The organism is Stappia indica, from assembly GCF_001696535.1.
In the GTDB taxonomy this organism is placed as follows: Bacteria; Pseudomonadota; Alphaproteobacteria; order Rhizobiales; family Stappiaceae; genus Stappia; species Stappia indica.
Map to the genome: position 1 here is coordinate 136,746 of NZ_MBQE01000004.1, position 20,437 is coordinate 157,182.

At 67.4% G+C, this 20,437-nt stretch carries 21 protein-coding genes; 13 read left to right on the top strand and 8 right to left on the bottom strand.

Features of this window, described 5'->3' with window-relative positions:
* Window positions 1-115: 115 nt before the first annotated feature.
* The 3 genes from BBX35_RS15015 to BBX35_RS15025 are packed head-to-tail and all read left to right on the top strand — an operon-like array spanning window position 116 to window position 2,452.
* Window positions 116-853, top strand: coding sequence for a prohibitin family protein (locus BBX35_RS15015; protein ID WP_171901463.1), 738 nt, complete (start codon window positions 116-118; stop codon window positions 851-853).
* A gap of 4 nt (window positions 854-857) precedes the next feature.
* Window positions 858-2,234: an ABC transporter substrate-binding protein gene (locus tag BBX35_RS15020; RefSeq protein WP_067221790.1), complete on the top strand. Its 1,377-nt coding sequence runs from the start codon at window positions 858-860 to the stop codon at window positions 2,232-2,234.
* On the top strand, window positions 2,231-2,452 hold the full coding sequence (locus tag BBX35_RS15025; protein ID WP_067221792.1) for a hypothetical protein: 222 nt from the start codon (window positions 2,231-2,233) through the stop codon (window positions 2,450-2,452). Before BBX35_RS15020 ends, BBX35_RS15025 begins: the two co-directional genes overlap by 4 nt.
* A gap of 168 nt (window positions 2,453-2,620) precedes the next feature.
* Here the strand turns inward: BBX35_RS15025 and BBX35_RS15030 are convergent, their stop codons facing one another.
* The 3 genes from BBX35_RS15030 to BBX35_RS23680 all read right to left on the bottom strand — a co-directional run bounded on the left by BBX35_RS15030 (window position 2,621) and on the right by BBX35_RS23680 (window position 4,815).
* Window positions 2,621-3,271: a YcjF family protein gene (locus tag BBX35_RS15030; RefSeq protein ID WP_067221794.1), complete on the bottom strand. Its 651-nt coding sequence runs from the start codon at window positions 3,269-3,271 to the stop codon at window positions 2,621-2,623.
* Between the two features lie 186 nt (window positions 3,272-3,457).
* On the bottom strand, window positions 3,458-4,162 hold the full coding sequence (locus tag BBX35_RS15035; RefSeq protein ID WP_171901464.1) for a DUF697 domain-containing protein: 705 nt from the start codon (window positions 4,160-4,162) through the stop codon (window positions 3,458-3,460).
* Window positions 4,159-4,815: an AAA family ATPase gene (locus BBX35_RS23680; protein ID WP_067221797.1), complete on the bottom strand. Its 657-nt coding sequence runs from the start codon at window positions 4,813-4,815 to the stop codon at window positions 4,159-4,161. The genes BBX35_RS15035 and BBX35_RS23680 overlap by 4 nt, the downstream gene beginning before the upstream one ends.
* Window positions 4,816-5,019: 204 nt before the next feature.
* Between BBX35_RS23680 and BBX35_RS23685 the strand changes: the two genes are divergently transcribed.
* Window positions 5,020-6,849 (top strand): glucosamine inositolphosphorylceramide transferase family protein, encoded by a 1,830-nt coding sequence (locus BBX35_RS23685; protein ID WP_067221799.1) that lies wholly within the window; start codon window positions 5,020-5,022, stop codon window positions 6,847-6,849.
* Here BBX35_RS23685 and BBX35_RS15050 read toward each other — a convergent pair.
* Complete coding sequence (locus BBX35_RS15050; RefSeq protein WP_067221800.1) at window positions 6,776-7,765, bottom strand: hypothetical protein; 990 nt, start codon at window positions 7,763-7,765, stop codon at window positions 6,776-6,778. The two genes, BBX35_RS23685 and BBX35_RS15050, sit on opposite strands and share 74 nt — an antisense overlap.
* 40 nt (window positions 7,766-7,805) lie before the next feature.
* Entirely contained in the window at window positions 7,806-8,375 is a 570-nt protein-coding gene (locus BBX35_RS15055) for a DUF2585 domain-containing protein (protein ID WP_067221802.1), read from the bottom strand.
* Between the two features lie 179 nt (window positions 8,376-8,554).
* Here BBX35_RS15055 and BBX35_RS15060 point away from each other — a divergent pair, with 179 nt between their 5' ends.
* The 8 genes from BBX35_RS15060 (at window position 8,555) to BBX35_RS15095 (ending at window position 15,805) form a co-directional block, all read left to right on the top strand.
* The gene (locus tag BBX35_RS15060) at window positions 8,555-10,195 is read left to right on the top strand and encodes a peptide chain release factor 3 (RefSeq protein WP_067221804.1); all 1,641 of its coding nucleotides are present in this window, start codon (window positions 8,555-8,557) and stop codon (window positions 10,193-10,195) included.
* A 194-nt stretch (window positions 10,196-10,389) separates the two neighbouring features.
* Window positions 10,390-10,899: an NUDIX hydrolase gene (locus BBX35_RS15065; RefSeq protein WP_244271639.1), complete on the top strand. Its 510-nt coding sequence runs from the start codon at window positions 10,390-10,392 to the stop codon at window positions 10,897-10,899.
* 102 nt (window positions 10,900-11,001) lie between these two features.
* Window positions 11,002-12,498 (top strand): inorganic phosphate transporter, encoded by a 1,497-nt coding sequence (locus BBX35_RS15070; protein ID WP_067221806.1) that lies wholly within the window; start codon window positions 11,002-11,004, stop codon window positions 12,496-12,498.
* Between the two features lie 148 nt (window positions 12,499-12,646).
* Window positions 12,647-13,999, top strand: coding sequence for a DUF2157 domain-containing protein (locus tag BBX35_RS15075; protein WP_083206341.1), 1,353 nt, complete (start codon window positions 12,647-12,649; stop codon window positions 13,997-13,999).
* Entirely contained in the window at window positions 13,996-14,550 is a 555-nt protein-coding gene (locus BBX35_RS15080) for a GDYXXLXY domain-containing protein (RefSeq protein ID WP_067221808.1), read from the top strand. Before BBX35_RS15075 ends, BBX35_RS15080 begins: the two co-directional genes overlap by 4 nt.
* Before the next feature lie 132 nt (window positions 14,551-14,682).
* Complete coding sequence (locus BBX35_RS15085) at window positions 14,683-15,123, top strand: Rrf2 family transcriptional regulator (RefSeq protein ID WP_067221809.1); 441 nt, start codon at window positions 14,683-14,685, stop codon at window positions 15,121-15,123.
* The gene (locus BBX35_RS15090; protein ID WP_067221811.1) at window positions 15,120-15,575 is read left to right on the top strand and encodes a group III truncated hemoglobin; all 456 of its coding nucleotides are present in this window, start codon (window positions 15,120-15,122) and stop codon (window positions 15,573-15,575) included. The genes BBX35_RS15085 and BBX35_RS15090 overlap by 4 nt, the downstream gene beginning before the upstream one ends.
* Window positions 15,572-15,805, top strand: a complete 234-nt coding sequence (locus tag BBX35_RS15095) for a hypothetical protein (protein WP_067221812.1) — start codon at window positions 15,572-15,574, stop codon at window positions 15,803-15,805. The genes BBX35_RS15090 and BBX35_RS15095 overlap by 4 nt, the downstream gene beginning before the upstream one ends.
* 147 nt (window positions 15,806-15,952) lie before the next feature.
* On the opposite strand, the gene BBX35_RS15100 is transcribed toward BBX35_RS15095, so the two are convergent.
* On the bottom strand, window positions 15,953-17,764 hold the full coding sequence (locus tag BBX35_RS15100) for an ABC-F family ATP-binding cassette domain-containing protein (RefSeq protein WP_067221814.1): 1,812 nt from the start codon (window positions 17,762-17,764) through the stop codon (window positions 15,953-15,955).
* Window positions 17,765-17,880: 116 nt separating this feature from the next.
* On the bottom strand, window positions 17,881-18,621 hold the full coding sequence (locus BBX35_RS15105) for a FadR/GntR family transcriptional regulator (RefSeq protein WP_083206342.1): 741 nt from the start codon (window positions 18,619-18,621) through the stop codon (window positions 17,881-17,883).
* A 250-nt stretch (window positions 18,622-18,871) separates the two neighbouring features.
* On the opposite strand from BBX35_RS15105, the gene BBX35_RS15110 reads away from it, so the two are divergent.
* Window positions 18,872-19,660, top strand: a complete 789-nt coding sequence (locus tag BBX35_RS15110; protein WP_083206343.1) for a L,D-transpeptidase — start codon at window positions 18,872-18,874, stop codon at window positions 19,658-19,660.
* Window positions 19,661-19,666: 6 nt separating this feature from the next.
* Here BBX35_RS15110 and BBX35_RS15115 read toward each other — a convergent pair whose 3' ends face one another.
* The gene (locus BBX35_RS15115; protein WP_067221816.1) at window positions 19,667-20,374 is read right to left on the bottom strand and encodes a GntR family transcriptional regulator; all 708 of its coding nucleotides are present in this window, start codon (window positions 20,372-20,374) and stop codon (window positions 19,667-19,669) included.
* Window positions 20,375-20,437 lie beyond the last annotated feature (63 nt).

Genomic DNA, 20,437 nt, shown 5'->3' on the forward strand with positions numbered 1-20,437 from the left:
TGAGTTCGAAGATTATGAAGAATTTCTTCGCAGCGAACGCCAGCGTCGGATTCAGATCTATACTTTGCTGATTTTGCTTTTGTTCGGGGTCGGGCTGGTAACGCTCTGGAACAGGGTGGTCGTCACGATCCATTCGGGCGAAGCCGGTGTGCTCTACCGCTGGATTTCCGGTACGGACATGAGCAACATCTATGGCGAAGGGCTGCACATCATGTGGCCCTGGAACCGGATGTATGTCTACAACGTCCGCTTGCAGACCGAGCAGCGCCAATACAGCCTGCTGACCCAGGGCGGTCTTCCGGTCGATCTGGAAATCGCCGTCCGCTACAAGCCGGACCTGCGCCTGCTGCCGCTGCTGCACGTCACGGTCGGCCCCGAATATCTCGACAAGGTCGTGTTTCCCGAGACCGAGGCCGTGCTGCGCCGGGCCGTCGGCCAGTACGCTCCGGAAGAGGTCTATACCAGCCGGCGCGGCTTCCTGGAGTCCATCGTCGTCAACAGCCTGACCAATGTCGAGGACCGCTACGTCATCATCGACGATGTGCTGGTGCGCAATGTCGAGCTGCCGCCGGCGGTGCGCCTTGCGGTCGAGCGCAAGCTCACCCTTCTGGAAGAGCAGAAGGCCTATGAGTACCGGATCGGCATCGAGAAGCAGGAAGCGGAACGCAAGGCCATCGAGGCGGAAGGCATCCGCCGCTATCAGGACGTCATCAAGCAGAGCCTGACGGAGGACCTGCTGCGCTGGCAGGGCGTGCAGGCGACCAAGGAACTGGCGTCGTCTCCGAATGCCAAGACGGTCGTGATCGGATCGGGCAAGGACGGGCTGCCGCTCATCCTCGGCGGCGACAGGTAGGCCGATGGCCAGAAAGCCTTTCGCAAAAATCGTCCGGCCGGCGGGCAAGGCGGCCTGGCTCCGGGTGGCAGCCTGCATCGTGCTGATCTGGCTGGCGCTGTTCGCCGTCATCGTCGCTTCTAGCGGCATTTCGGTGAGCGAGCGCGTGGCGGCTTACATCGACATCATGCGCGGCAACACCTCCAGCGCGCTCAAGATCGGCCTGGTCTATGCCGATGGGGACGAGGTCAACAGCTTCACCAACGGCGCCCGGCTGGCGGCGGAGCGGGTGAATGCGGAAGGGGGAATTCTCGGGCAGGACCTGGAGTTGTTGCTCTATCGCGAAGAAGTGTCCTTCGGGGAGGGGGGCTTCGAGCGGACGATCGCCCAGACGATGCGCCTTGCGGGCGAGGTGACGCGGCAAAAAGGGCTGTTCGGCGTGATCGGCCACGAATGGTCGGACACCGCGATCACCGCAAGCGCGATCTACAATCAGAACGACATCCTGTATCTGGCGACGCATGCGACCGCCTCGTCCCTGACAAATCACGGATTCTCGCTGCTGTTCGCGCTGCAGCCCGACAACAGCGACAACACCGAGATGGTGGCCCGCTATGCGCTTTCCGCCGGCCTCAAGCGCTTCCTGGTCCTGACCGACAAGAGCGACTACGGCAAGGAGGCGGGAGACTTCTTCAGCGCGGTCGCCACCCAGCAGGGCGGGGAGGTCGTGTTTCGTGGCTATCTGCCCGGCCATGGCAGAACCGTCGACCAGCTGCTCATGTTCATTCTCGAGAACAGGCTGTTCGGCAAGGCCGACTACGACGCCTTCTTCGTGGCGTCCGCCCTGTCGCTCGACACGGCCGAGTTCATCCGCCGGGCGCGGGAACTGGGGCTCGACCAGCCGGTGCTCGGGCTCGAATACATGTTCTCCAACACCATCGAAAACCATGTCGGCAAGCAGAAGATGAAGGACGTCATCGGCGTCTCGCTGTTCGACAGCGAAAGCGTCAACGTTCTCTCGACCGAGTTCGTCAGCTCCTATCTGCAGCAATACAACGCGATGCCGGATCTGAGCGCGGCACTCGGCTATGACGCGGTGATGCTCTTGAAGGAAGTCACCGAACGAACCGGAACGCTCGATGCCGGCCGGATCGCCGATGCGCTGAAGGTTGCGCGTTATGGCGTGCCCTTCGAGGGCGTTACGGGTAAGATCGTCTTCAATACGAAGGGGCTGATCACGGACACCGACGTTTTCGTCGTGCGTCACGACGGCACGCGGTTCCAGACGGTGGCCAGTTATCGCAAGCCGCTGGAGTGGTCGTCCGACGTGATCGAGAGAGGTGGGGACGACAGCGCGCTGATGCCCGATCCCGCCGCGAACAAGGAGCACGCCGTGCCATGACGATCTTCGTCAATCCGTGGATACTCTTCATCTGGGTCATCGCCAGCTGGATCATCGGCATGCTCGGCCGCGACACCCGCTTCGGCTTTGTCGGCAACTTCCTGGTGGCGTTCCTGTTCAGCCCGGTCGTCGGCATCATCGTGCTGCTGGCCTCCGACCGCTGGACCGGCCTCGGCGGCCGCCGGCGCGATCCGCGCCACCGCTCGGGCCGCGTCTGACCAACCGGGCCGTGCCGGCGGGGCTTCGCTGATCGCGCACACGCAGTGGGAATGCCCTGCAAACGAAAACGGCAAACGAAAACGCCGCGAACGCTGGTCTCAGCGTTCGCGGCGTCGGATGTCGGTAGCGGCACCCTTGCAGCGCCGCCCCTGAAACGTGCAGGTTCGTCAGGACGCCTTGGCGGTCGTCTCCTCGACGGTCTCGGCCACAGCCTCGGCGCCGCCCTTGGCACGGTCGCGGGCGCGCTTGGCCATCTCCTTGCCCTTCTCGAACTGCTCCTTGTAGAACTCGCGCATCTTGCTGGCGTCGAAGTCCATCAGCGAGCCGCCGTCCTCGTAGTGACGGGCGATGGAGCGGCCGACCGCGTAGGTCGAGGCGCCGGCCACCACCGGCAGCGACACCATGCCGACCATCCAGCCGATGCCCGGGATCAGCTTGGTGGCGCTCGCCGCGACCGCATAGCCGGCCCCGTAGCCGAGCACGCCGCCGGCCAGTGCGTAGATGACCTTGCGGCCCATCTTGTCGGTGAACGGCTTGCCGTAGAGCTGCGACAGCTTCTGGATCATGCGCAGCTGGATCGCCACCACGGCGGCGATGTCGAAGATCGCGACCGGCACGATGCTGGCCGCCACGGAGGCGAGCACGTAATCCTTGGTCAGGTTCTCGGCCGTGAGCTGGCGGGCGATGTCGTCGTCGGACAGCGTCGCCGCTGCCGGCGCCTCGCCGTCGATCGCATCCTCCACGCCCGCTTCGACGTCCGCCTCGATATCGGCATCGCTGGCTGCAGCGGTCTTCTCGGCACTGCTCTTGGTTGCCATTCAAACTCTCCTGATACTGTCCGAAGGCGCCTGTCGCGCGAGGATCCGAAATGCTGCCGCCCGAAGCGGACTGAATGATTTCCGGGAAATTCCGAGAAAACGGTACTCTTTCGAATCGAAAAAGGAAAGGCTTCCAGCCCGTCGCAGTCCTTGTTTCGGCGCGTTTTTCGCGCAGGCCGGCCGGTTTCAGGCCTTCTTGCCACCGCCCTCCGGCGGCTCGCCGCGCTCCAGCCGCTCCAGGAACACGTCGCCGATGACCCGCGTCAGCGCCACGGCAGCCGCGGCGGTCACGGTCATGCCGACAAGGTTCGGGCCAGGCGCCATCCGCAGCAGGCTGGTGGTGGTGAAGCTGGCGATGCCCGGTGCGCCGACGCCCGCCAGCAGCGACAGGGCGATCCGGCCGCTGCGGTCGCGGTCGAGCGGGATCCTGTAGCAGCGCGACAGTTCCCGCAGCATCCGCGCCACCAGCGCGGCAACGGCGGCAAGATCGACCCAGGGCAGCGGCACGAAGCCGGCGATGCCCGCCAGCGTCGAATGCCGCTCGATGATCAGCCGCGCCCGGGCCCGCCGCAATGCGCTGCTCGTCGGCGGCCGCGTTGCCGGGGCGCGTCCCTTGGGGAGCGCTGCCTGCTTGTCTGCTGCGGCTTCCTGTTGGGCCGATCCTTCGGCCGATCCCTGCTGTTGCCCGCCGGCGGAGGCCTCGGCCGCCGCGACAGGAGCCTCTGCCTGCGCCGGGGCGGCCTTGGCGGCAGCCTTGCTCTCCGGCTCGCTTGCAGGGGCAGGAGAAGAGGGCTGCGCCTGCGGCGTCTCCGGCACCTGTTCCGCCTCGTGCATCTCGCGGCGGATGTCGTGGATCGTGCGTTGCAAGGTCCTGGGGAGTTTCCGGCTCACGCGCTGCGCACCTTTCGTGTCGCCAGCAGGGCCTCGACCTCGCCGGCCAGTTCCTGCACGTCCTGCGCCGCCGCGCCGTCCGGCTGGGTCAGCGTCGGCGTTGCGCCATAGAGCGCGGCCTCCGCATAGGAAACCCGGTTCTGCAGCTCCTGCCGCAGCAGCGGAAAACCGGCTTCCTCCAGCTCGGCGCGGATGTGGCGGGCGATCACGCTGCCCCGCGTCGTCTGCGTCAGCACGCAGCGGAAGGTCGGGGCCCAGCCCTGCACGCCCGCCATCAGCAGACCCACCGTATCGGTCATCCGGTCGACGTCGAGCGGGGACGGCTTGACCGGGATCAGCACCAGATCGGCGACCGCAAGGCCCGCCGCGGTGATCTCGCTGTCGAAGCCCGGCGTGTCGACGACGATCAGGTCGTAGTCGCCGGCCTGCTCCTTGACCGCTTTCCACATGCCGCGGTCGGCGCGGGCGATCACCGGCAGCCCGCCGAGCGCCTGCTCGCGCGCCGCCAGCCGGAGCACGGAATGCTGCGGGTCGGCATCGACCAGCAGGACGCGCCAGCCGCGCATCCGCCAATGGACGGCAAGGCAGCTGGCAAGCGTCGACTTGCCGCTGCCGCCCTTCAGCGACGCGACGGTGATGACCTGCGCGCTCATGGCCGATCTGCTCCCCGGCTGATTCCCCGTTTGCACTGCGTTAACTATAGCGCGTTTCGTGAGGACAGGATGCCTATCCGCAGGGCGTTTGCGCCCCGGCGATGGTACGCGTTCGCTGGCGGCGCTTGCGCTTGGCGCCGCTCTCCGACATGAACGCAGATGCGCGGGGCCTGATCCCGTTGCCGCACCGTTCCGGGATCCTGCATGTCGCTCACCCTCGTCACCGCCGCCGATGCCGCCTTCGCGCCGACGCTGGCTCAGTATCTGGCGAGTGTGAAGACGAAGGGGCTCGACAGGGATGCGCGCATCGCCGTCTACGATCTCGGCCTCGATCCGGGCGACCGGACGCGCCTTGCCGCGCGCTTTCCCTTCGCGGAATTCCTGCCCTTCAGCCTCGTGCCGTATCCGGCGCATGTGGCGCCCTCGGCAGGCACATACGCCTGGAAGCCGCTGGTGATCGCCGACGCGGCGGAGCGGTTCGGCGGGCGGATCTTCTGGTTCGACAGCGCGACGCTCTTTCACGGCTCGCTTGCCGAGCCGCTCGCCGAGCTCGCCCGCTGCGGCGTCTACACTCTCTCCGGCCAGTCGAACCTGGCGCAGCGCTGCGCGGCGGATGTGCGCGCCCGCCTTGCCGTAGAGCCGGCCTTTCTCGACCGCCGCATTCGCGTCAGCGGCGTCGTCGGCTTCGACCTGGAGCAGCCGATTGCCCGCGATATCCTCATCGACTGGGCGGAGCTGGCGCTGGACCCTGCAGTCTTCACCCGCGCCGACCGGGCCAGCCACAACACCGACCAGGCGATCCTTTCGATTCTGCTGTTCCGGGCCGAGGCGGCCGGCCGCCTGGTGCTGAACGACGGCGATATCGACATCAGTTCGCCCCGTCCGGTGCGCTGGATGAGTTCGCGCAACAAGCTGGATCCGGCCCGCCCGCGCTGGACCGATCCGTTCGCCCGTCTCTGGTATCGGCTCTACAAGGCCGGCGACCGGGCGAACCTGCGCTGGCAGGATTTCTACCGGCGCCGCATCCTCGGCATGCATCGCTGGCCCAAGGAGAACTTCCGCACCTACATAATGCGCGCGGGCGATGCCGCGCCGACACCGGTGCCGTGCCCTGGGCTCAGCTACTATGCCGACCCGTTCCTGTGGCGGCGCGACGGGCGGCTCTGGCTCTTCGTGGAAGAGTTCCGCTATCCCGAGCAGCTCGGCCGCCTCATCGCCATGGAGCTCGGAGAGGACCTGCGCCCCGGTCCTCTAACGCCCGTCCTGCCGCTGCGCGAGCATGCGTCCTATCCTTTCCTCTTCGAGGCGGACGGCGCCCTCTACATGCTGCCCGAGACCTGCTCGCTGCAGGCGCTCGATCTCTATGTCTGCGACCGGTTCCCCGACCGATGGCGCCGGGTGAGGCGGATCTTCGAGCAGGCGGATGCCGTCGACAGCGCGCTCTTCCGCCATGACGGCGCCTGGTGGATCCTCACCTGCGGCAAGCCGCTGGGGCAGGACGGCGCGCGCACGCTCGCCCTCTACCGCAGCGAGGATCTGCTGACCGGCACGTTCGAACCGCACCCGGTCAATGCTAAGGGCATCTTCGCCGATGGGGACTACGGCTTCGGCCGCGGGGCGGGCAGCATCCTGCGCGACGAGACCGGCCTGTTGCGCGTGATGCAGAAGAACCTGACCTACTACGGGCAGGGCGCAGAGGTTCGCCGCATCACGCGCCTTGATGCGGGAGGCTACCGCGAAGAGCCGGCCGAGAGCGACCATCCGCTGGCACGTCTCGCGGAGCTTGCCTCGCCGCACCACATCGCCCTGCATGACGATGTCGTCGCCTTCGACGTGCGCGCCCGCGTCGGTTTCGTCTCAGGACTGCCGTGGATCGGCCGCCGGCTCAATGCGCTCGACCCGGCGGCCAAGCGCTTCCTGTCTGGCGCGCCCGGTCTTGCCGGCGAGATCGCTGCGGCGCTCAGCGCGGCGTGTCGCCGCCTGCGGCCAGTCGATGGCCGCCCACCGTCCAGCGATCGGCCATGTGACGGATGACGATGGTGTTGTTGCGGCTTTCGGGCGTGCCTTCGCCGCTGTTGACCTTACCCAGGCTGTTGGCCCGGTAGAACGACTGGCGGGTAATCATCTGAAAGCCCGCACGCGCCGCCGGCACCACGTATTTGCGCGCGGTGCAATGGCCGGAGATCCACACGTCGTCGACATAGAACGCCGCCGGCGGGGCACCGCGATGGGTCAGCATCCCTTCCATGTCGGGGAAGAAGCGCGGCCGCACCAGATAGCCGGAAAACCCTTGCAGGATGTCGATCTCGTAGCGCTTGCGCAGCCGGCGGGCGCGGATCGGCGCCGGCGGCTGCATGTAGAGATTGCTGCGGATCGTCGTCGGGCGGTCGGTCAGGTCGGCCGGCACCACCCAGCCGGACAGGCCGATGGCCGCATCCCGGTCGACCTCCGCCTCGCTCGCCAGCACCTTCAGAAAGTCCGGCGGATAGATCCGGTCGTCGTCCACCACCACGATGGCGGCATCCGCATCGAGGGCGGTGAGGCTCGGAAACAGCTTCGTCGCCGGGCCGAAATCCTCGCAGCGCACGATGGTGACGGTGGCAAGCGCGGAGAGCCACTCGGGGATCTCGTAGCCGCAGTTTTCCCGGCGCGAATGGTGCGGCACGTTGAGCCGGATTTCCGCCGGCGGCAGCGACTGGTCGAGCAGGCTCTTCAGCGTCATGCCGATATGCTCGATGCGGCTCGGGATCGTCGTCAGCGTCACCACCGGGCCGCGCGCCTTTGCCGCCTGCGCCTTGCGGTCCAGCTCGGCGATGTCGCGCCGCGCCAGCCGGCGCGCGCGGAACAGGTCGGCGACCAGCGTCTCGCCTTCGAAGAAATCATGCACGGCGATGGCCGTGGCCGCACCGCCGCCGATTGCGGCCAGCACCAGGCCCGTAACGAACGACATGGGATCCTTTCCTTGACCTTCGTTTGCTGCGAGGCGGCGCTCAGAGCGCCTGCTGCCACTCGCGGATCGCATCCACGGGCCAGACCAGCATCAGCACGTTGAGGGTGAGGTTGTCGCGGATGACGGCGAGCGCGACCAGTTCCATGGCGATGGCCAGCAGCACCGTCACCCAGACCGGCAGCCGCAACGCCAGCCAGAAGCCGACCAGCATCCACAGCACGTCGAAGACGGAGTTCAGCACGCTGTCGCCGGTATAGCCGGCGGCGATGGTCGCCTCGCGGTAGCGGTCGATGATCCAGGGGCTGTTCTCGACGATCTCCCACGCCGCCTCGATGACGATCGAGCCGACCGCCCGCCAGCCCATCGACAGCCGGGGCGTCAACAGGTGGAACAGCCCGTAGAACAGCATCCCGTGGATGATGTGCGAGGGGGTGTACCAGTCGGAGATGTGCTGCGAATTGTCGGAGGAGGTGACGTCGGCGGTCCACAGCTTGATCTCGCCGCAGGTGCAGATCGGCACCCGCCCCATGGCGAGCAGGATGATGGCGGTCAGCGCGATCAGGGCGAGCGCGACGAGAAGGGGGAGGGCGCTTTTTCGCGAAAGCGTCATCGACGGGGTTCCTGCGTTGGGCAGTTTCGGGAGAAGGACTTCGCTTGCGCCGCCAGCTATGGGCGGTAACGCGGCCATGCGCAAGCGGCACTGGAATTTGCCGGCACAAACGACTAGACCTTCGCCCACGAAAAGCGGGCCGCAACCGGCTCCGCGCCACGAAATTCCATGGAGAGCGCATGAGCCTCACCGAAGCCCAGGCCGACGGCGGCCGGGACACGGCGCCGGACGCGGCAAGCCACCTGTCGCGCCGGACCTTCGCCATCATCTCGCATCCGGACGCCGGCAAGACGACGCTGACGGAAAAGCTGCTGCTGTCGGGCGGCGCCATTCGTGCTGCCGGTCAGGTGCGTGCGCGCGGCGAGCGCCGGCGGGCCCGTTCGGACTGGATGAAGATCGAGCAGGAACGCGGCATCTCGGTCTCGTCCTCGGTCATGACCTTCGAGCGCGACGGCATCACCTTCAATCTGCTCGACACGCCGGGCCACGAGGACTTCTCGGAAGACACCTACCGCACGCTGACCGCCGTCGACGCGGCGATCATGGTCATCGACGCGGCCAAGGGCATCGAGACGCAGACGCGCAAGCTCTTCGAGGTCTGCCGCCTGCGCGACATCCCGATCATCACCTTCGTCAACAAGATCGACCGCGAAGGCCGCCACCCGCTGGAGGCGCTGGACGAGATCCAGGAGGCGCTCGCCCTCGACGTGGTGCCGATGACCTGGCCGGTCGGCATGGGCTCCGATTTCTTCGGCGTCTACGACTGGCAGGCGAAGCGCTTCCTCACCTCCTCCGAAGGGCGCGGCAACCGCTTCGACTCCATCGTCGATGTCGCCGGCCTCGACGATCCGGCCTTCACCGAGCGGGTCTTCCCGAACGTGCTGGCCGAGCTGGAGGAGAATGTCGAGCTCGGGGCCGAGGCCTATCCGGCCTTCGACCGCGAGGCTTTCATGGAAGGCCACATGACGCCGGTCTTCTTCGGGTCGGCGCTGCGCGACTACGGCATCGAGGAGATCATCCAGTTCATCGCCCGCTTCGGCCCCGCGCCGCATGCGCAGCCGGCGACGACCCGCATCATCCGCCCGGAAGAGCCCAAGGTGACCGGTTTCGTCTTCAAGGTGCAGGCGAACATGGATCCCAAGCACCGCGACCGCATCGCCTTCGTGCGCCTGTGCTCGGGCACCTTCCGGCGCGGCATGAAGCTGAAGCATGTGCGCGCCAACAAGACCATCGCCGTCTCCGCGCCGATCTTCTTCTTCGCCGAGGAGCGCGAGCTCGCCGAGACCGCCTACCCGGGTGATGTCATCGGCGTGCCCAATCACGGCCAGCTGCGCGTCGGCGACACGCTGACGGAGGGCGAGGAGATCCACGTCACCGGCCTGCCGGCCTTCGCGCCGGAAGTGCTGCGCCGCGTGCGTCTGTCCGACACGATGCGCGTCAAGCAGATGCGCCAGGGTCTGATGGATCTCGCCGAGGAAGGCCTCGTGCAGATCTTCAAGCCGCAGATCGGCTCCAACTGGATCGTCGGCGTGGTCGGCGTGCTGCAGCTGGACGTGGTGGTCGACCGCCTGCGCAACGAATATGCGACGGAAATCGGCTTCGAGGCCGCGCCCTTCAGCACCGCGCGCTGGATCGAGTGCGACGACGAGCTGAAGCTGCGCAAGTTCCTGGAATCCAACCCGTCCAGCGTTGCCGAGGACCGCGACGACCGGCCCGTTTACCTTTTCAAGAACTCTTGGGAGGTAAACTATGTCGGAGAGAAGAACCCGGACATCCGCTTCCGCGAGACCCGCGAGATCGTGCATACGCCGGAAGGGTGAGCGCGAGGTGCGCCGCAGGCCGCTTCACGGCGCATGCAAGTGCAGGGCAGGGACGCAGAAGGCGTAATGAGTGCGCCTTTTCCTTGCATTGCACAGCAATGCATCCTATTTAATACCAATGCGCCGTTTGTTTGACGGCTTCATGATTCCACGCGTTTCGTCAAAGGCTAAGTGACCGAAGGGGGCTTGTTGCCATGGCCCTGGCATTCCCGACCGTACCGAAGGCATCGATGCGCGCGTCCCGTGTGATCGAGACCCTGCGCCTTTGGCTCGGCGGCAAGCCGGAGGCGGTGCAGGTCGCGGCCCTTCCCTGGCGGCGCGATGCTGAGGGGCAGCTCCTGGTGCTTCTCGCCACCAGCCGCGATACCGGACGCTGGGTCCTGCCCAAGGGCTGGCCGCAAAAGGGGCGCTCGCTCAGCGAGACGGCCGCCGTCGAAGCCTGGGAAGAGGCCGGCCTGTCCGGTCGTATCGGCAGCGATCCGCTCGGCAGCTATTTCTATCGCAAGCTTCTCGACAATGGGCTGCCCCGCCGCGTGCGCGTGCAGGTCTTCCCGCTGGCTGTGACCGAAGAGGCGCAGGACTGGCCGGAAAAGGGCCAGCGCGAGCTGCGCTGGTTCCTGCCCCACGAGGCTGCCCGCAACGTCCACGAGCCGGAGCTCGCCCGTATTCTCGGCAATGCCCGTCTTCTGGAGGAGTTGCGGTGATTTCGGTCTTCGTCTCCGCCTTCGGCGGCAGGTGACAGCCTTGCAGCCTTCATCCGTGGCGACCGTCGCCGGATCGTTATCTTTTGCGCGCAGCATGGCGCCATGAGCGACGGCAAGACCTCCCGCAACCGCAACACCATCGACAAGGACCTCGACAAGTTCACCTATGTCGAGGAAGCGACAAGCTATCTGTCGCGCTCCTATGTCACGCTGGGGTTCGGTTTCCTCTTTCTCGTGCTCGTGGGCAGCCTTGCCAGCCTGCTTGTGGCCGAGAATTCCCACTGGTTCCTGCTGACTGCGGCGCTTGTTCTGGGCGGCTACATGGCGCTGAACATCGGCGCCAACGACGTCGCCAACAACATGGGCCCGGCTGTCGGCGCACGCGTGCTGACCATGGGCAGCGCGCTGGTGCTTGCGGCCCTGTGCGAGAGCGCCGGCGCGCTGCTGGCCGGCTCCGGGGTGGTCTCGACCATCGCTTCCGGCATCGTTTCGGCCGACCAGTTCGCGCGGCCGGACGATTTCCCGTTGGCGATGCTCGCTGCGCTTGTCGCTGCGGCCCTTTGGATCAACCTGGCGACGGTGATCGGCGCGCCCGTGTCGACGACGCATGCGGTGGTCGGCGCGGTCGTCGGTGCCGGGCTGGTCTCCGCCGGCTCGGTCGCACTGGACGGCTTCACGCTGATCGCCATTGCCTCCGGCTGGCTGGTCTCGCCGGTCTTGGGCGGTGTATCCGCCGCGGTTCTGCTGTCGCTGATCCGGCGGTGCATCCTCAGGGGCGACAACCGCCTTGCGGCCGCACGGCGCTGGCTGCCGGTGATCTTTGCGACCATGGCCGGCACCTTCACGCTCTACCTGATCCTTGTCGGGCTGCCGTCGCTGCGCGATTCCGGCCCGGGTCCGGTCGCGGCGCTGGGCCTTGCAGCGGCGGTCCTTGCCTTTGCCGTGTCGCGCCCGGCAGTGACACGTGCCTCTGAAGGGTTGGACGACCGCAATCAGTCGCTGCGCAAGCTGTTCCGACCGCCGCTGGTGGTTGCCGCCGCCATCCTGTCCTTCGCCCATGGCGCCAATGATGTCGCCAATGCGATAGGTCCGGTCGCCGCTATCTTCTCCGCCCTCGGCCAGGACGGCATCGCCGCGCCCGGCGGCGGGTTGCTGCTTCCCGTTCTGATGGTCGGTGCGCTCGGCATCTCCCTCGGCCTGCTGCTGTTCGGCCCGCGCCTGGTGCGCATGGTCGGCGAGCGCATTACCCGGCTCAATCCGATCCGCGCCTTCTGCGTGCTGCTTGCCACCGCCATCACCGTGCTGCTCGCCAGCGCCGCCGGCCTGCCGATCTCCTCCACCCATACGGCGGTCGGGGCGATCTTCGGCGTCGGCTTCTACCGCGAATGGACGATGAACCGCGAGCGCCGCCAGCGCCTTGCGGAAAATGCCACGGAGCTGCTTGCCCCGCCCGACGGCAGCGAGCCGGCCGATATCCGCCGCCGCATGCTGGTGCGCCGCGCCCATGTGCTCACCATCATCAGCGCCTGGATGGTAACGGTCCCTGCCAGCGGCTCGCTCGCCGCCATCGTCTGGCTGCTGCTCTCCGCCGCCCTTTGACGGCAATGCCTGCGCGCCGTGTCCTGCCTCGGACCGAATTTCGGCGCAATCCTCCGCGATCCGTGACGACTTGACCGAACGCTTGATCCATCCTCACTGGACCGGATGAAAGCGACGATGAGTCCCGGACGGGAAGGGCGATGAATTGATGAACCGCGCAAGCTATCTGAAACAGCTGGAGGCGGACCTTGCCCGCTGGTCCGCCAAGGGGTGGATCGGCGCCGACGGGTTGGCGCAGATCCGGTCCGAGATCGGCGAGGCGCCCTCGGGCTGGTCGCGTCTTCCGGCCTTGTTCGCCGGTATCGGCACCATCTGCCTTGCGCTAGCGGTTGCGGCCTTCGTTGCTGCCAACTGGGAGGTGATCCCGCGCCCGGCCAAGCTGACGGGCATTGCGGTTCTGCTGCTGGCGGCGCATGGCTTTGCCGCCGCCATGGCCTCGCGGGGGCAGCGCCTCGTTGCCGATCTGGCCACCATGTTCGCAACCCTTGTCTTCGTCAGCGGTCTCGCCCTTGTCGGGCAGATCTACCACCTGCCGTCCGACTGGGCGGGCGGTGCGCTGCTCGTTGCCATCGGCGCCCTGGCCGCTGCCTGGCTGTGCGGCTCGCGGTCCTCGCTCATGGTCGCTGCGGTCGCGTCCATCGCCTGGCTGTTGTGGATCGGCGACCCGCCGCGTCCGACCCTGGCCGAGGTCGTCACCGCCCTTGCGCTGCTGGCCGCCTGCCTGGGCCATGTGGTGCGCATGACCTCCTTTGCCGGGCGCTGGCTGGTGCTGTTGCTGCTGACCGCCGTCTATGCCTGGCTGTTCGCGGCCTGGCTCGACATCAACTACCTGTTGTCCTCGAGCGAGATGGAGTTCTCGATCCTGCTCGTCGGCGCCGCCTTCGGCGCGCTGCTGCTGGTCTGGGGCTATCTCCTGTCCGGCGACGAGGCGCAGGGCGATGACGGCTCGGGGGATGTTTCGGCCCTAGCCCGGTCGGCCGCCAGCTTCGGCGTGATGGTTCTGGTCGGCATTATCTTGCTGACGCTGATCATCGGTTTCACTGAAACCGTCTCGGACGAGGTCGCGCGCGAGATGCCGCATGTCTGGCCGCTGCACCTGACGCTTGCGGCCATGCTGGCCGGTCTCGTGCTGCAGGCCTTGCGCGCTCCGGCATCGCGCCCGCTCCGTATCGTCGCTGCGGCCGTTGTCCTGTCTGTGGCTTGCCCGGCGCTGCTGGTCTTCCTGCCGGGCAATACGGTGGTTCTCGCCTCGTTCACTCTGGCGGCCCTCGTTGCGATCAGCGCCGCTGGTTCGACCGCCTCGCAGTCCGGCTGGAGCTTCTGGGGCAATCTCGGCCTGGCCGCCGCGCTGCTCTATCTGCTCTACGAGACAGTGGGCTCGCTGCTCGGTCAGTCGGTCTTCTTCTTCGTCGCCGGCCTGCTGCTGGTGGCGGTGGCGATTGTCTCCGCAAGGCGGCTCAGAAAAAGCTCGGCCGCAGCCGCCGGGGAGGGCGCACAATGAAAACGCTTCTTGCTTCTCCCTGGGCCCGTTGGGGCCTTGCCGGCCTGTTGCAACTCGCCCTCGTCGGCCTGCCGCTGGCGGATCGGCTGCAGGTTCACTGGTTCGGGCAGGAGGTGACGCTGGCGCTGCGCCCGGTCGATCCGCGCGATCTGCTGCGCGGCGATTACGTCATCCTCAATCCGGAGATCCAACTGGTGGATGTCGGGGTCGGCGTGCCGCAGGACCTGTTCGGCGGCGATGCCGTCTGGGTGGTCGTCGAGCCGGACGGCGAGGGGATTTCCCGCGCCGTCGCCGTGCTTTCGGCGCCGCCCGCCGATGGGCGCATCGCTCTCAAGGGACAGGTCAGTAGAACGTCGTCGCCGACCGCCGACACCTTGCGCATCGACTACGGGCTCGATGCCTTCTTCGTGCCGGAAGGGCAAGGACTGGAGATCGAGCGGATGCCGCGCGACCGCGTGCGCCTCGTCGTTGCCGTCTCCGCCGACGGGCGCTCGGCGCCGCTGCGTCTCGTCGCCGACGGCGAGGTGTTGCTGAAGGACAGCGCCTTCTAGCGCAGTCTCCTTTCAGACGGGGCCCGTGCCCCGGTCGCTTTGTCGCAGCCGCCCCGGTCCTTTCCGGGGCGGTTTGCGTTGAAGGTCTGCCTTAAAAGAGGTATATCAGATACTGCTTTTAAGGAGACCGGCATGCGCCTGACCCTTCAGACCGACTACGCCTTGCGGATGATGATGCACCTTGCCGTCATGGACGGCGTGCTCGTCACCATCGCCGATGTCGCAGACACGTTCCGTGTTTCCCGCAATCACCTGATGAAGGTCGCCCAGGCGCTGGCCCATGCCGGTCTCGTGGAGACCGTGCGCGGGCGCAGCGGCGGGCTCAGGCTCGCGCAGCCGGCGGACCGGATCCGCGTCGGTACGATCGTCCGCAAGCTGGAGCTGCAGACCGCGCTGGTCGACTGCTTTCCCGGCGGCAACGGCACCTGCCGCATCACCCCCTCCTGCCAGCTGAAGCCGGCATTGTTCCGGGCGCGCGAGGCCTTCTTCGCCGTGCTCGACGAATACACGATCCACGACCTCGTCGCCGGCAATGCCGGCCTCAGGGACATCCTTACGGGAGAGGCGGCATGAGCGACATCCGCATCCGCAGCGCCAGCGAGCGCCGGGCCGAGATCCAGGCCGCCGCGGCCAGCCTCGGGATCGATGATGCCTATATCTCGGTGCTGGTCGACACGTTCTATGCCCGCGTGCGCTGCGACCCTGAGATCGGCCCGATCTTCGAGGCCGAGATCGCCGACGACTGGGAGCCGCATCTGGCCAAGATGAAGGACTTCTGGGCCTCGGTCGCGATGAATGCCGGCCGCTACAGCGGCCGCCCGGTGCCGGCGCATATCAAGCTCACAGCCCTCGAGCCCCGGCATTTCGCCATCTGGCTCGGCCATTTCGAAGAGGTCCTGAAGGACACGGCCCCGCATCCCGGCGCCGTCCCCTATTTCATGGAACGGGCGCGCCGCATCGCGCAGAGCCTGGAATTCGCCATCTCCGGGCTTCCCCCGATCCTCGCCCAGGGAGAACGCACATGAGCACCGTCGGTCTCGTCGTCATCGGCGCGGAAGTCGCCACGTTCCTGTTCTTCGCCGTCTATCTCGCGGCGCTGACCATCGGCATCATCGAGGACCGCGCGGTCGGGCGCGTACCGGCGCTGGACGCGACCGGGCGCGCGCTGTTCCGCGCCGCCAGATACGGCTTCACCGCCGGCATCGCGGCGGTCGTCCTTCTCACCCTGTGGAACATCGCGGAGAGCATCGCATGAGCACGCCCATGAGCACGCAAGACACCGTCCGGCCGGTCCTCTGGCCCTGGCTGCTGCTGTGGGTCGCAGCGCCCATGCCGCTCTATATCTGGCTCGTCGTCGCGCTGCTGCTGTAGCAGTGCTGCAGTAGCAGAAACGGGGGCGGGCTCAGTCCGCCCCTTCTTCCTCGGCCAGCGTCTCCAGCTCCAGCCATGTGTCCTCGGCTTCCGCAAGCTTGGTCTGAAGTTCGGTCAGCCTGGCCATCAGCGTGTCGAAACGCTTCGGATCGCGGGCATAGAGGTTCTGGTCCTCCAGCTCGCCCTGCAGCTTGCCGATCTCCTTGCCCAGCTTCTCGATCTCCTTCGGCAGCGTCTTCAGCTGGTGCTGCTGGGTGAAGCTCAGGCGCGACTTCTTCTTCGGGCGCTCCTCGGCGGGCTTCTCCTTTGTCGCTGCGGGCTTCGCATTTGCCGCGCCCTTGCGGGCCGCAACGCCTTCGCCGCGCTGCATCACCATGTCGGAATAGCCGCCGGCATATTCGCGCCACAGCCCGCCGCCCTCGGCAAAGACCGTCGACGTCGCCACCCTGTCGAGGAAGTCGCGGTCGTGGCTGACCAGCAGCACCGTGCCCGGATAGTCGGACAGCATCTCCTGCAGCAGATCCAGCGTCTCCAGGTCGAGATCGTTGGTCGGCTCGTCGAGCACCAGGAGGTTCGACGAGCGGGCGAGCGCCCGTGCCAGCATCAAGCGGCCGCGCTCGCCGCCCGACAGGGCGGCAACCGGCGTGCGCGCCTGCTCGGGCGCGAACAGGAAGTCCTTCATGTAGGAGACGACGTGCCGCGGCCCGTCCGGCAGCATCACCGTGTCGCCGCCGCTGCCCGTCAGCACTTCGGCGACGGTCTCGTCGTCCTTCAGCGTCTCGCGCGACTGGTCCATGGTCACCATGGTCAGCGACGAGCCGAGGATCACCTCGCCGCTGTCGGGCTGCAGTTCGCCGGTCAGCAGCTTCAAGAGCGTCGTCTTGCCCGCGCCGTTGGCGCCGACAAGGCCGACCCGGTCGCCGCGCAGGATGCGGGTGGAGAAGTCCTTCACCACCGGCCCGTTGCCGTAGTCCTTGGAGATGCCGCGCGCCTCGATCACCCGCTTGCCGGAAACCTCCGTCTCGCCGACCGTCAGCTTGACGGTGCCCTGCGGCCCGCGATGGTCCTTCTTCTGCGCGCGCAGGTCGGCGAGCTCGCGCACGCGGCGCATGTTGCGCTTGCGCCGGGCGGTGACGCCGTAGGTCATCCAGTGCTCTTCGCGCTTGATCTTCTGCGCGAGCTTCTGCTGGTCGCGTTCCTCCTGCTCGAAGACCTCGTCGCGCCAGGCCTCGAAATGGGCGAAGCCCTTGTCGAGCCGCCGGGCCACGCCCCGGTCGATCCACACGGTGGCGCGGGTGAGGTCGGCGAGGAACCGCCGGTCGTGGCTGATCAGCACGATGGCCGAGCGCATCGAGGCGAGTTCGCTCTCGAGCCATTCGATGGCCGGAAGGTCGAGATGGTTCGTCGGTTCGTCGAGCAGCAGGATGTCCGGCTCCGGCGCCAGCGTGCGCGCGAGCGCCGCCCGGCGCTTCTCGCCGCCCGATAGCCGCCCCGGCTCCTCGCGGCCCGTCAGGCCGAGCACGTCCAGCAGGTACTGCGCACGGTAGGGGTCGTCCCCCGGCGCCAGCCCGCCGCTCGCATAGTCGAGCACGTTGGCATAGGCGGACAGGTCCGGCTCCTGCGGCAGGTAGCGGATCGTTCGCCCCGGCTGCACGAAGCGCTCGCCGTGATCGGCCTCCACCAGCCCGGCGGCGATCTTCAGCAGCGTCGACTTGCCCGAACCGTTGCGACCGACGAGGCCGATGCGATCGCCCTCGCCGACCTGCAGCTCGGCCGAGGTGAGGAGCGGCGTGCCGCCGAAGGTCAGGGCGATGTCGCGAAGATGGAGAAGGGGAGGGGCCATGTGCGTCCGGGTCGGGGTTGTGTCGGAAAATCGGTATGGGCGCGCGTCAGCGGCCTGCGGCCGCGCTGCGTCAACTGCTGCGCGGCTCGGCACCGTCCTAGGATGGAAAGCCTGTCTCAGTCCAGAGCCTTCACCCGGGTCAGCAGGGCGCGGGTCAGCGCCATCAGCTTGCGCATCTCCTCGCGCGCCCGCTCCGGCTCGCGCGCCTCGACGGCATCCAGCACGCGGGCATGCTGGCCGAGCGCGATCGGGTCGCTGACGCCCGGGTCGGAGCTGATGCGGATCGAGGCCCGCAGCGCGTTCTCGATGCAGGCGCCGAGGCCCGACAGCAGCGCATTGCCGCCGGCCGCCAGCAGCAGCCGGTGAAAGCGCACGTCTGCGTCCTGGGTCGCCGGCGTGCGGTTGCCGTCGGCGATGCCCATGGCGTCCAGCGCCTCGCGCATGGCGGCGATGGTCTGCGCATCCGCATTCTGCGCGGCAAGGGCGGCCGCTTCCGGCTCCACCATCTCGCGGATGGCGACCAGCTCGGCCAGCAACTGGCCCTGCGGCACCACCTTCTGCCGCCAGGCGAGCATCTGGTCGTCCAGGAAGTTCCAGTGCACCTCCGGGCGCACGCTGGTGCCGTGCTTGGGCCGAGAGGTGATCAGACCCTTGCCGACCAGGATCTGCAGCGCCTCGCGCAGGCAGGTGCGGCTGACGCCGAGGCTGCCCAGCAGGTCGGCTTCCGTCGGCAGGGTCGCGCCGGGCTGGTAGGTGCCGTCGAGAATGCGCAGGGCGAGCGTCTCCGCCACTGCCGACTTGAGGTTGCCGCGCATCGGCAGGGATGCGGCCGGCAGGCTGGTCTTGTCTTTCTGCATTGTCCCGGTCGGGCTGGTGCTTCGCCGCCTATGCCTTCCGCTATTGCTCCCGCCAAATCAAGCAAAAGCGCTGAATTCGATCGTCGCAGGGTACTAACGCGTATCTTCGGCGGGCGATCTCGCGCGGATTTTACCGAATCTCCGCCAAGCGTTGCGCGCCTGCACTCGCGGAAGGGGCCGCGATCGGATATGCAAGCAAGAGCTTCGCGGGGGCAGGGCGAAGCGCTATCGGGAGCATGGATCGACCAGCATGAACGCTGATACCAAAGACATTCGCCAGATCGCTGGCCAGATCGCCGGCAAGATCGCCAGCGGGACCGACAGCACGGCCGAAGGGCCGCTGCGGCTCAGCCGGCGCGCCCTCATCGTCGGCGCCCCCTTGGTGCTCGCCGCCTGCCAGAGCTCGGGCATCGCCACCACCGGCGCCGGCATCACGCCGGCGGTCGCCAAGGGCCCGCCGCTGCCGGGCGAAGGCTTCGATTACGCCAAGGCCTATGCGGCGGTGACGGACTACGATTTCAAGGTCCCGGCGCTGCCTTACAAGAATTTCGACCGCAAGTATTGGCGCCAGGTCGTCGACCACGACAGCCGCCATCCGGCCGGCACCATCATCGTCGATCCGTACGGCAAGTTCCTCTACTGGACCCTGCCGGGCGGCAAGGCGCTGCGCTACGGCATCGGCGTCGGCAAGGCGGGCTTCGCCTGGTCGGGCGATGCCAAGGTCCGCGTCAAGCGCGTGTGGCCGCTCTGGCGCCCTCCTCGGGAGATGATCGCCCGCAACCCGCAGCTCGAGAAGTACTGGAAGGACGGCTACCCGCGCGGTCCGCAGAACCCGCTCGGCGCGCGCGCCCTCGACCTGTGGCAGGGCAGCGTCGACACGCTGTACCGCATCCACGGCACCAAGGAGCCGAACAGCATCGGCCGCAGCGTGTCGTCGGGCTGCATCCGCATGTGGAACCAGGACATCATGGACCTGTTCGAGCGGGTGCCGACCCACACCAATGTCGTCGTTCTGGGCAAGCCTTCGGCGAGCTCCTGACCGGCACTACATCCCGAGCCGGCGCGCCTGTGCCGGCTCCACCCGGGCGAGCGAGGCGACGAAGTCGTTGAACCGCTCGCCCTGGATCAGGATATGCGAGCGCAGCGCCGCTTCCGCCTTGCGGTCGTCGCCTGCCACGATCGCATCGACGATCGCCTGGTGCTCGCTCAGCGAATTCCCCACACGGTTGCGCACTCGCAGCTGAAGACGCCGATAGGGCTTCAGCCGGTTCTGCAGCGCCCTTGCCTGATCGGCGAGGAAGCCGTTGCCGCTGCCGCGATAGATCGTGTCGTGGAAGGTCTCGTTGGCATAGAAATAGGCATCGGGCTCGCCCGCATCGGCCGCCGCCGCGCAGGCCTCGTGCGCCGCCAGCAGGTCCGCATGCTCGCCCGCCGTCATCCGCCGGCAGGCCAGCCTTGCGCACATCGCCTCCAGCTCCGCCATCACCTCGAACATCTCGATCAGGCGGGAGACGCCGATCTCCTGCACGAAGGCGCCGCGCCGGGGACGAATCTCCACCAGCCCGGAGGCCGACAGCTCGATCAGAGCTTCCCGGATCGGCGTGCGCGAGACGTTGAACCGCTTGGCCAGCGACACCTCGTCGAGCCGCGTTCCGGGCGCGAAAACGCCGGTGGCGATGTCGTATTCCAGCGCTTCGCGCAGGATCTGGGCGGTGCGCTGGGCGGGCTTTTGCGGGGTGGGCGGGGCATCCATGCGCACATTTTATGCAAGGCCCGCCGCCTTGTATACAAAAACCGTTGACTTGAATGCATGCCC

Bases quoted from the DNA above. Each gene is read 5' to 3' on its own strand.
- BBX35_RS15030 (WP_067221794.1), bottom strand. From the start codon at position 3,271: ATGGCAACCAAGAGCAGTGCCGAGAAGACCGCTGCAGCCAGCGATGCC.
- BBX35_RS15070 (WP_067221806.1), top strand. From the start codon at position 11,002: ATGAGCGACGGCAAGACCTCCCGCAACCGCAACACCATCGACAAGGAC.
- BBX35_RS15020 (WP_067221790.1), top strand. From the start codon at position 858: ATGGCCAGAAAGCCTTTCGCAAAAATCGTCCGGCCGGCGGGCAAGGCG.
- BBX35_RS15100 (WP_067221814.1), bottom strand. From the start codon at position 17,764: ATGGCCCCTCCCCTTCTCCATCTTCGCGACATCGCCCTGACCTTCGGC.
- BBX35_RS15110 (WP_083206343.1), top strand. From the start codon at position 18,872: ATGAACGCTGATACCAAAGACATTCGCCAGATCGCTGGCCAGATCGCC.
- BBX35_RS23680 (WP_067221797.1), bottom strand. From the start codon at position 4,815: ATGAGCGCGCAGGTCATCACCGTCGCGTCGCTGAAGGGCGGCAGCGGC.
- BBX35_RS15050 (WP_067221800.1), bottom strand. From the start codon at position 7,765: ATGTCGTTCGTTACGGGCCTGGTGCTGGCCGCAATCGGCGGCGGTGCG.
- BBX35_RS23685 (WP_067221799.1), top strand. From the start codon at position 5,020: ATGTCGCTCACCCTCGTCACCGCCGCCGATGCCGCCTTCGCGCCGACG.
- BBX35_RS15115 (WP_067221816.1), bottom strand. From the start codon at position 20,374: ATGGATGCCCCGCCCACCCCGCAAAAGCCCGCCCAGCGCACCGCCCAG.
- BBX35_RS15075 (WP_083206341.1), top strand. From the start codon at position 12,647: ATGAACCGCGCAAGCTATCTGAAACAGCTGGAGGCGGACCTTGCCCGC.
- BBX35_RS15095 (WP_067221812.1), top strand. From the start codon at position 15,572: ATGAGCACCGTCGGTCTCGTCGTCATCGGCGCGGAAGTCGCCACGTTC.
- BBX35_RS15060 (WP_067221804.1), top strand. From the start codon at position 8,555: ATGAGCCTCACCGAAGCCCAGGCCGACGGCGGCCGGGACACGGCGCCG.
- BBX35_RS15105 (WP_083206342.1), bottom strand. From the start codon at position 18,621: ATGCAGAAAGACAAGACCAGCCTGCCGGCCGCATCCCTGCCGATGCGC.
- BBX35_RS15025 (WP_067221792.1), top strand. From the start codon at position 2,231: ATGACGATCTTCGTCAATCCGTGGATACTCTTCATCTGGGTCATCGCC.
- BBX35_RS15080 (WP_067221808.1), top strand. From the start codon at position 13,996: ATGAAAACGCTTCTTGCTTCTCCCTGGGCCCGTTGGGGCCTTGCCGGC.
- BBX35_RS15090 (WP_067221811.1), top strand. From the start codon at position 15,120: ATGAGCGACATCCGCATCCGCAGCGCCAGCGAGCGCCGGGCCGAGATC.
- BBX35_RS15055 (WP_067221802.1), bottom strand. From the start codon at position 8,375: ATGACGCTTTCGCGAAAAAGCGCCCTCCCCCTTCTCGTCGCGCTCGCC.
- BBX35_RS15085 (WP_067221809.1), top strand. From the start codon at position 14,683: ATGCGCCTGACCCTTCAGACCGACTACGCCTTGCGGATGATGATGCAC.
- BBX35_RS15065 (WP_244271639.1), top strand. From the start codon at position 10,390: ATGGCCCTGGCATTCCCGACCGTACCGAAGGCATCGATGCGCGCGTCC.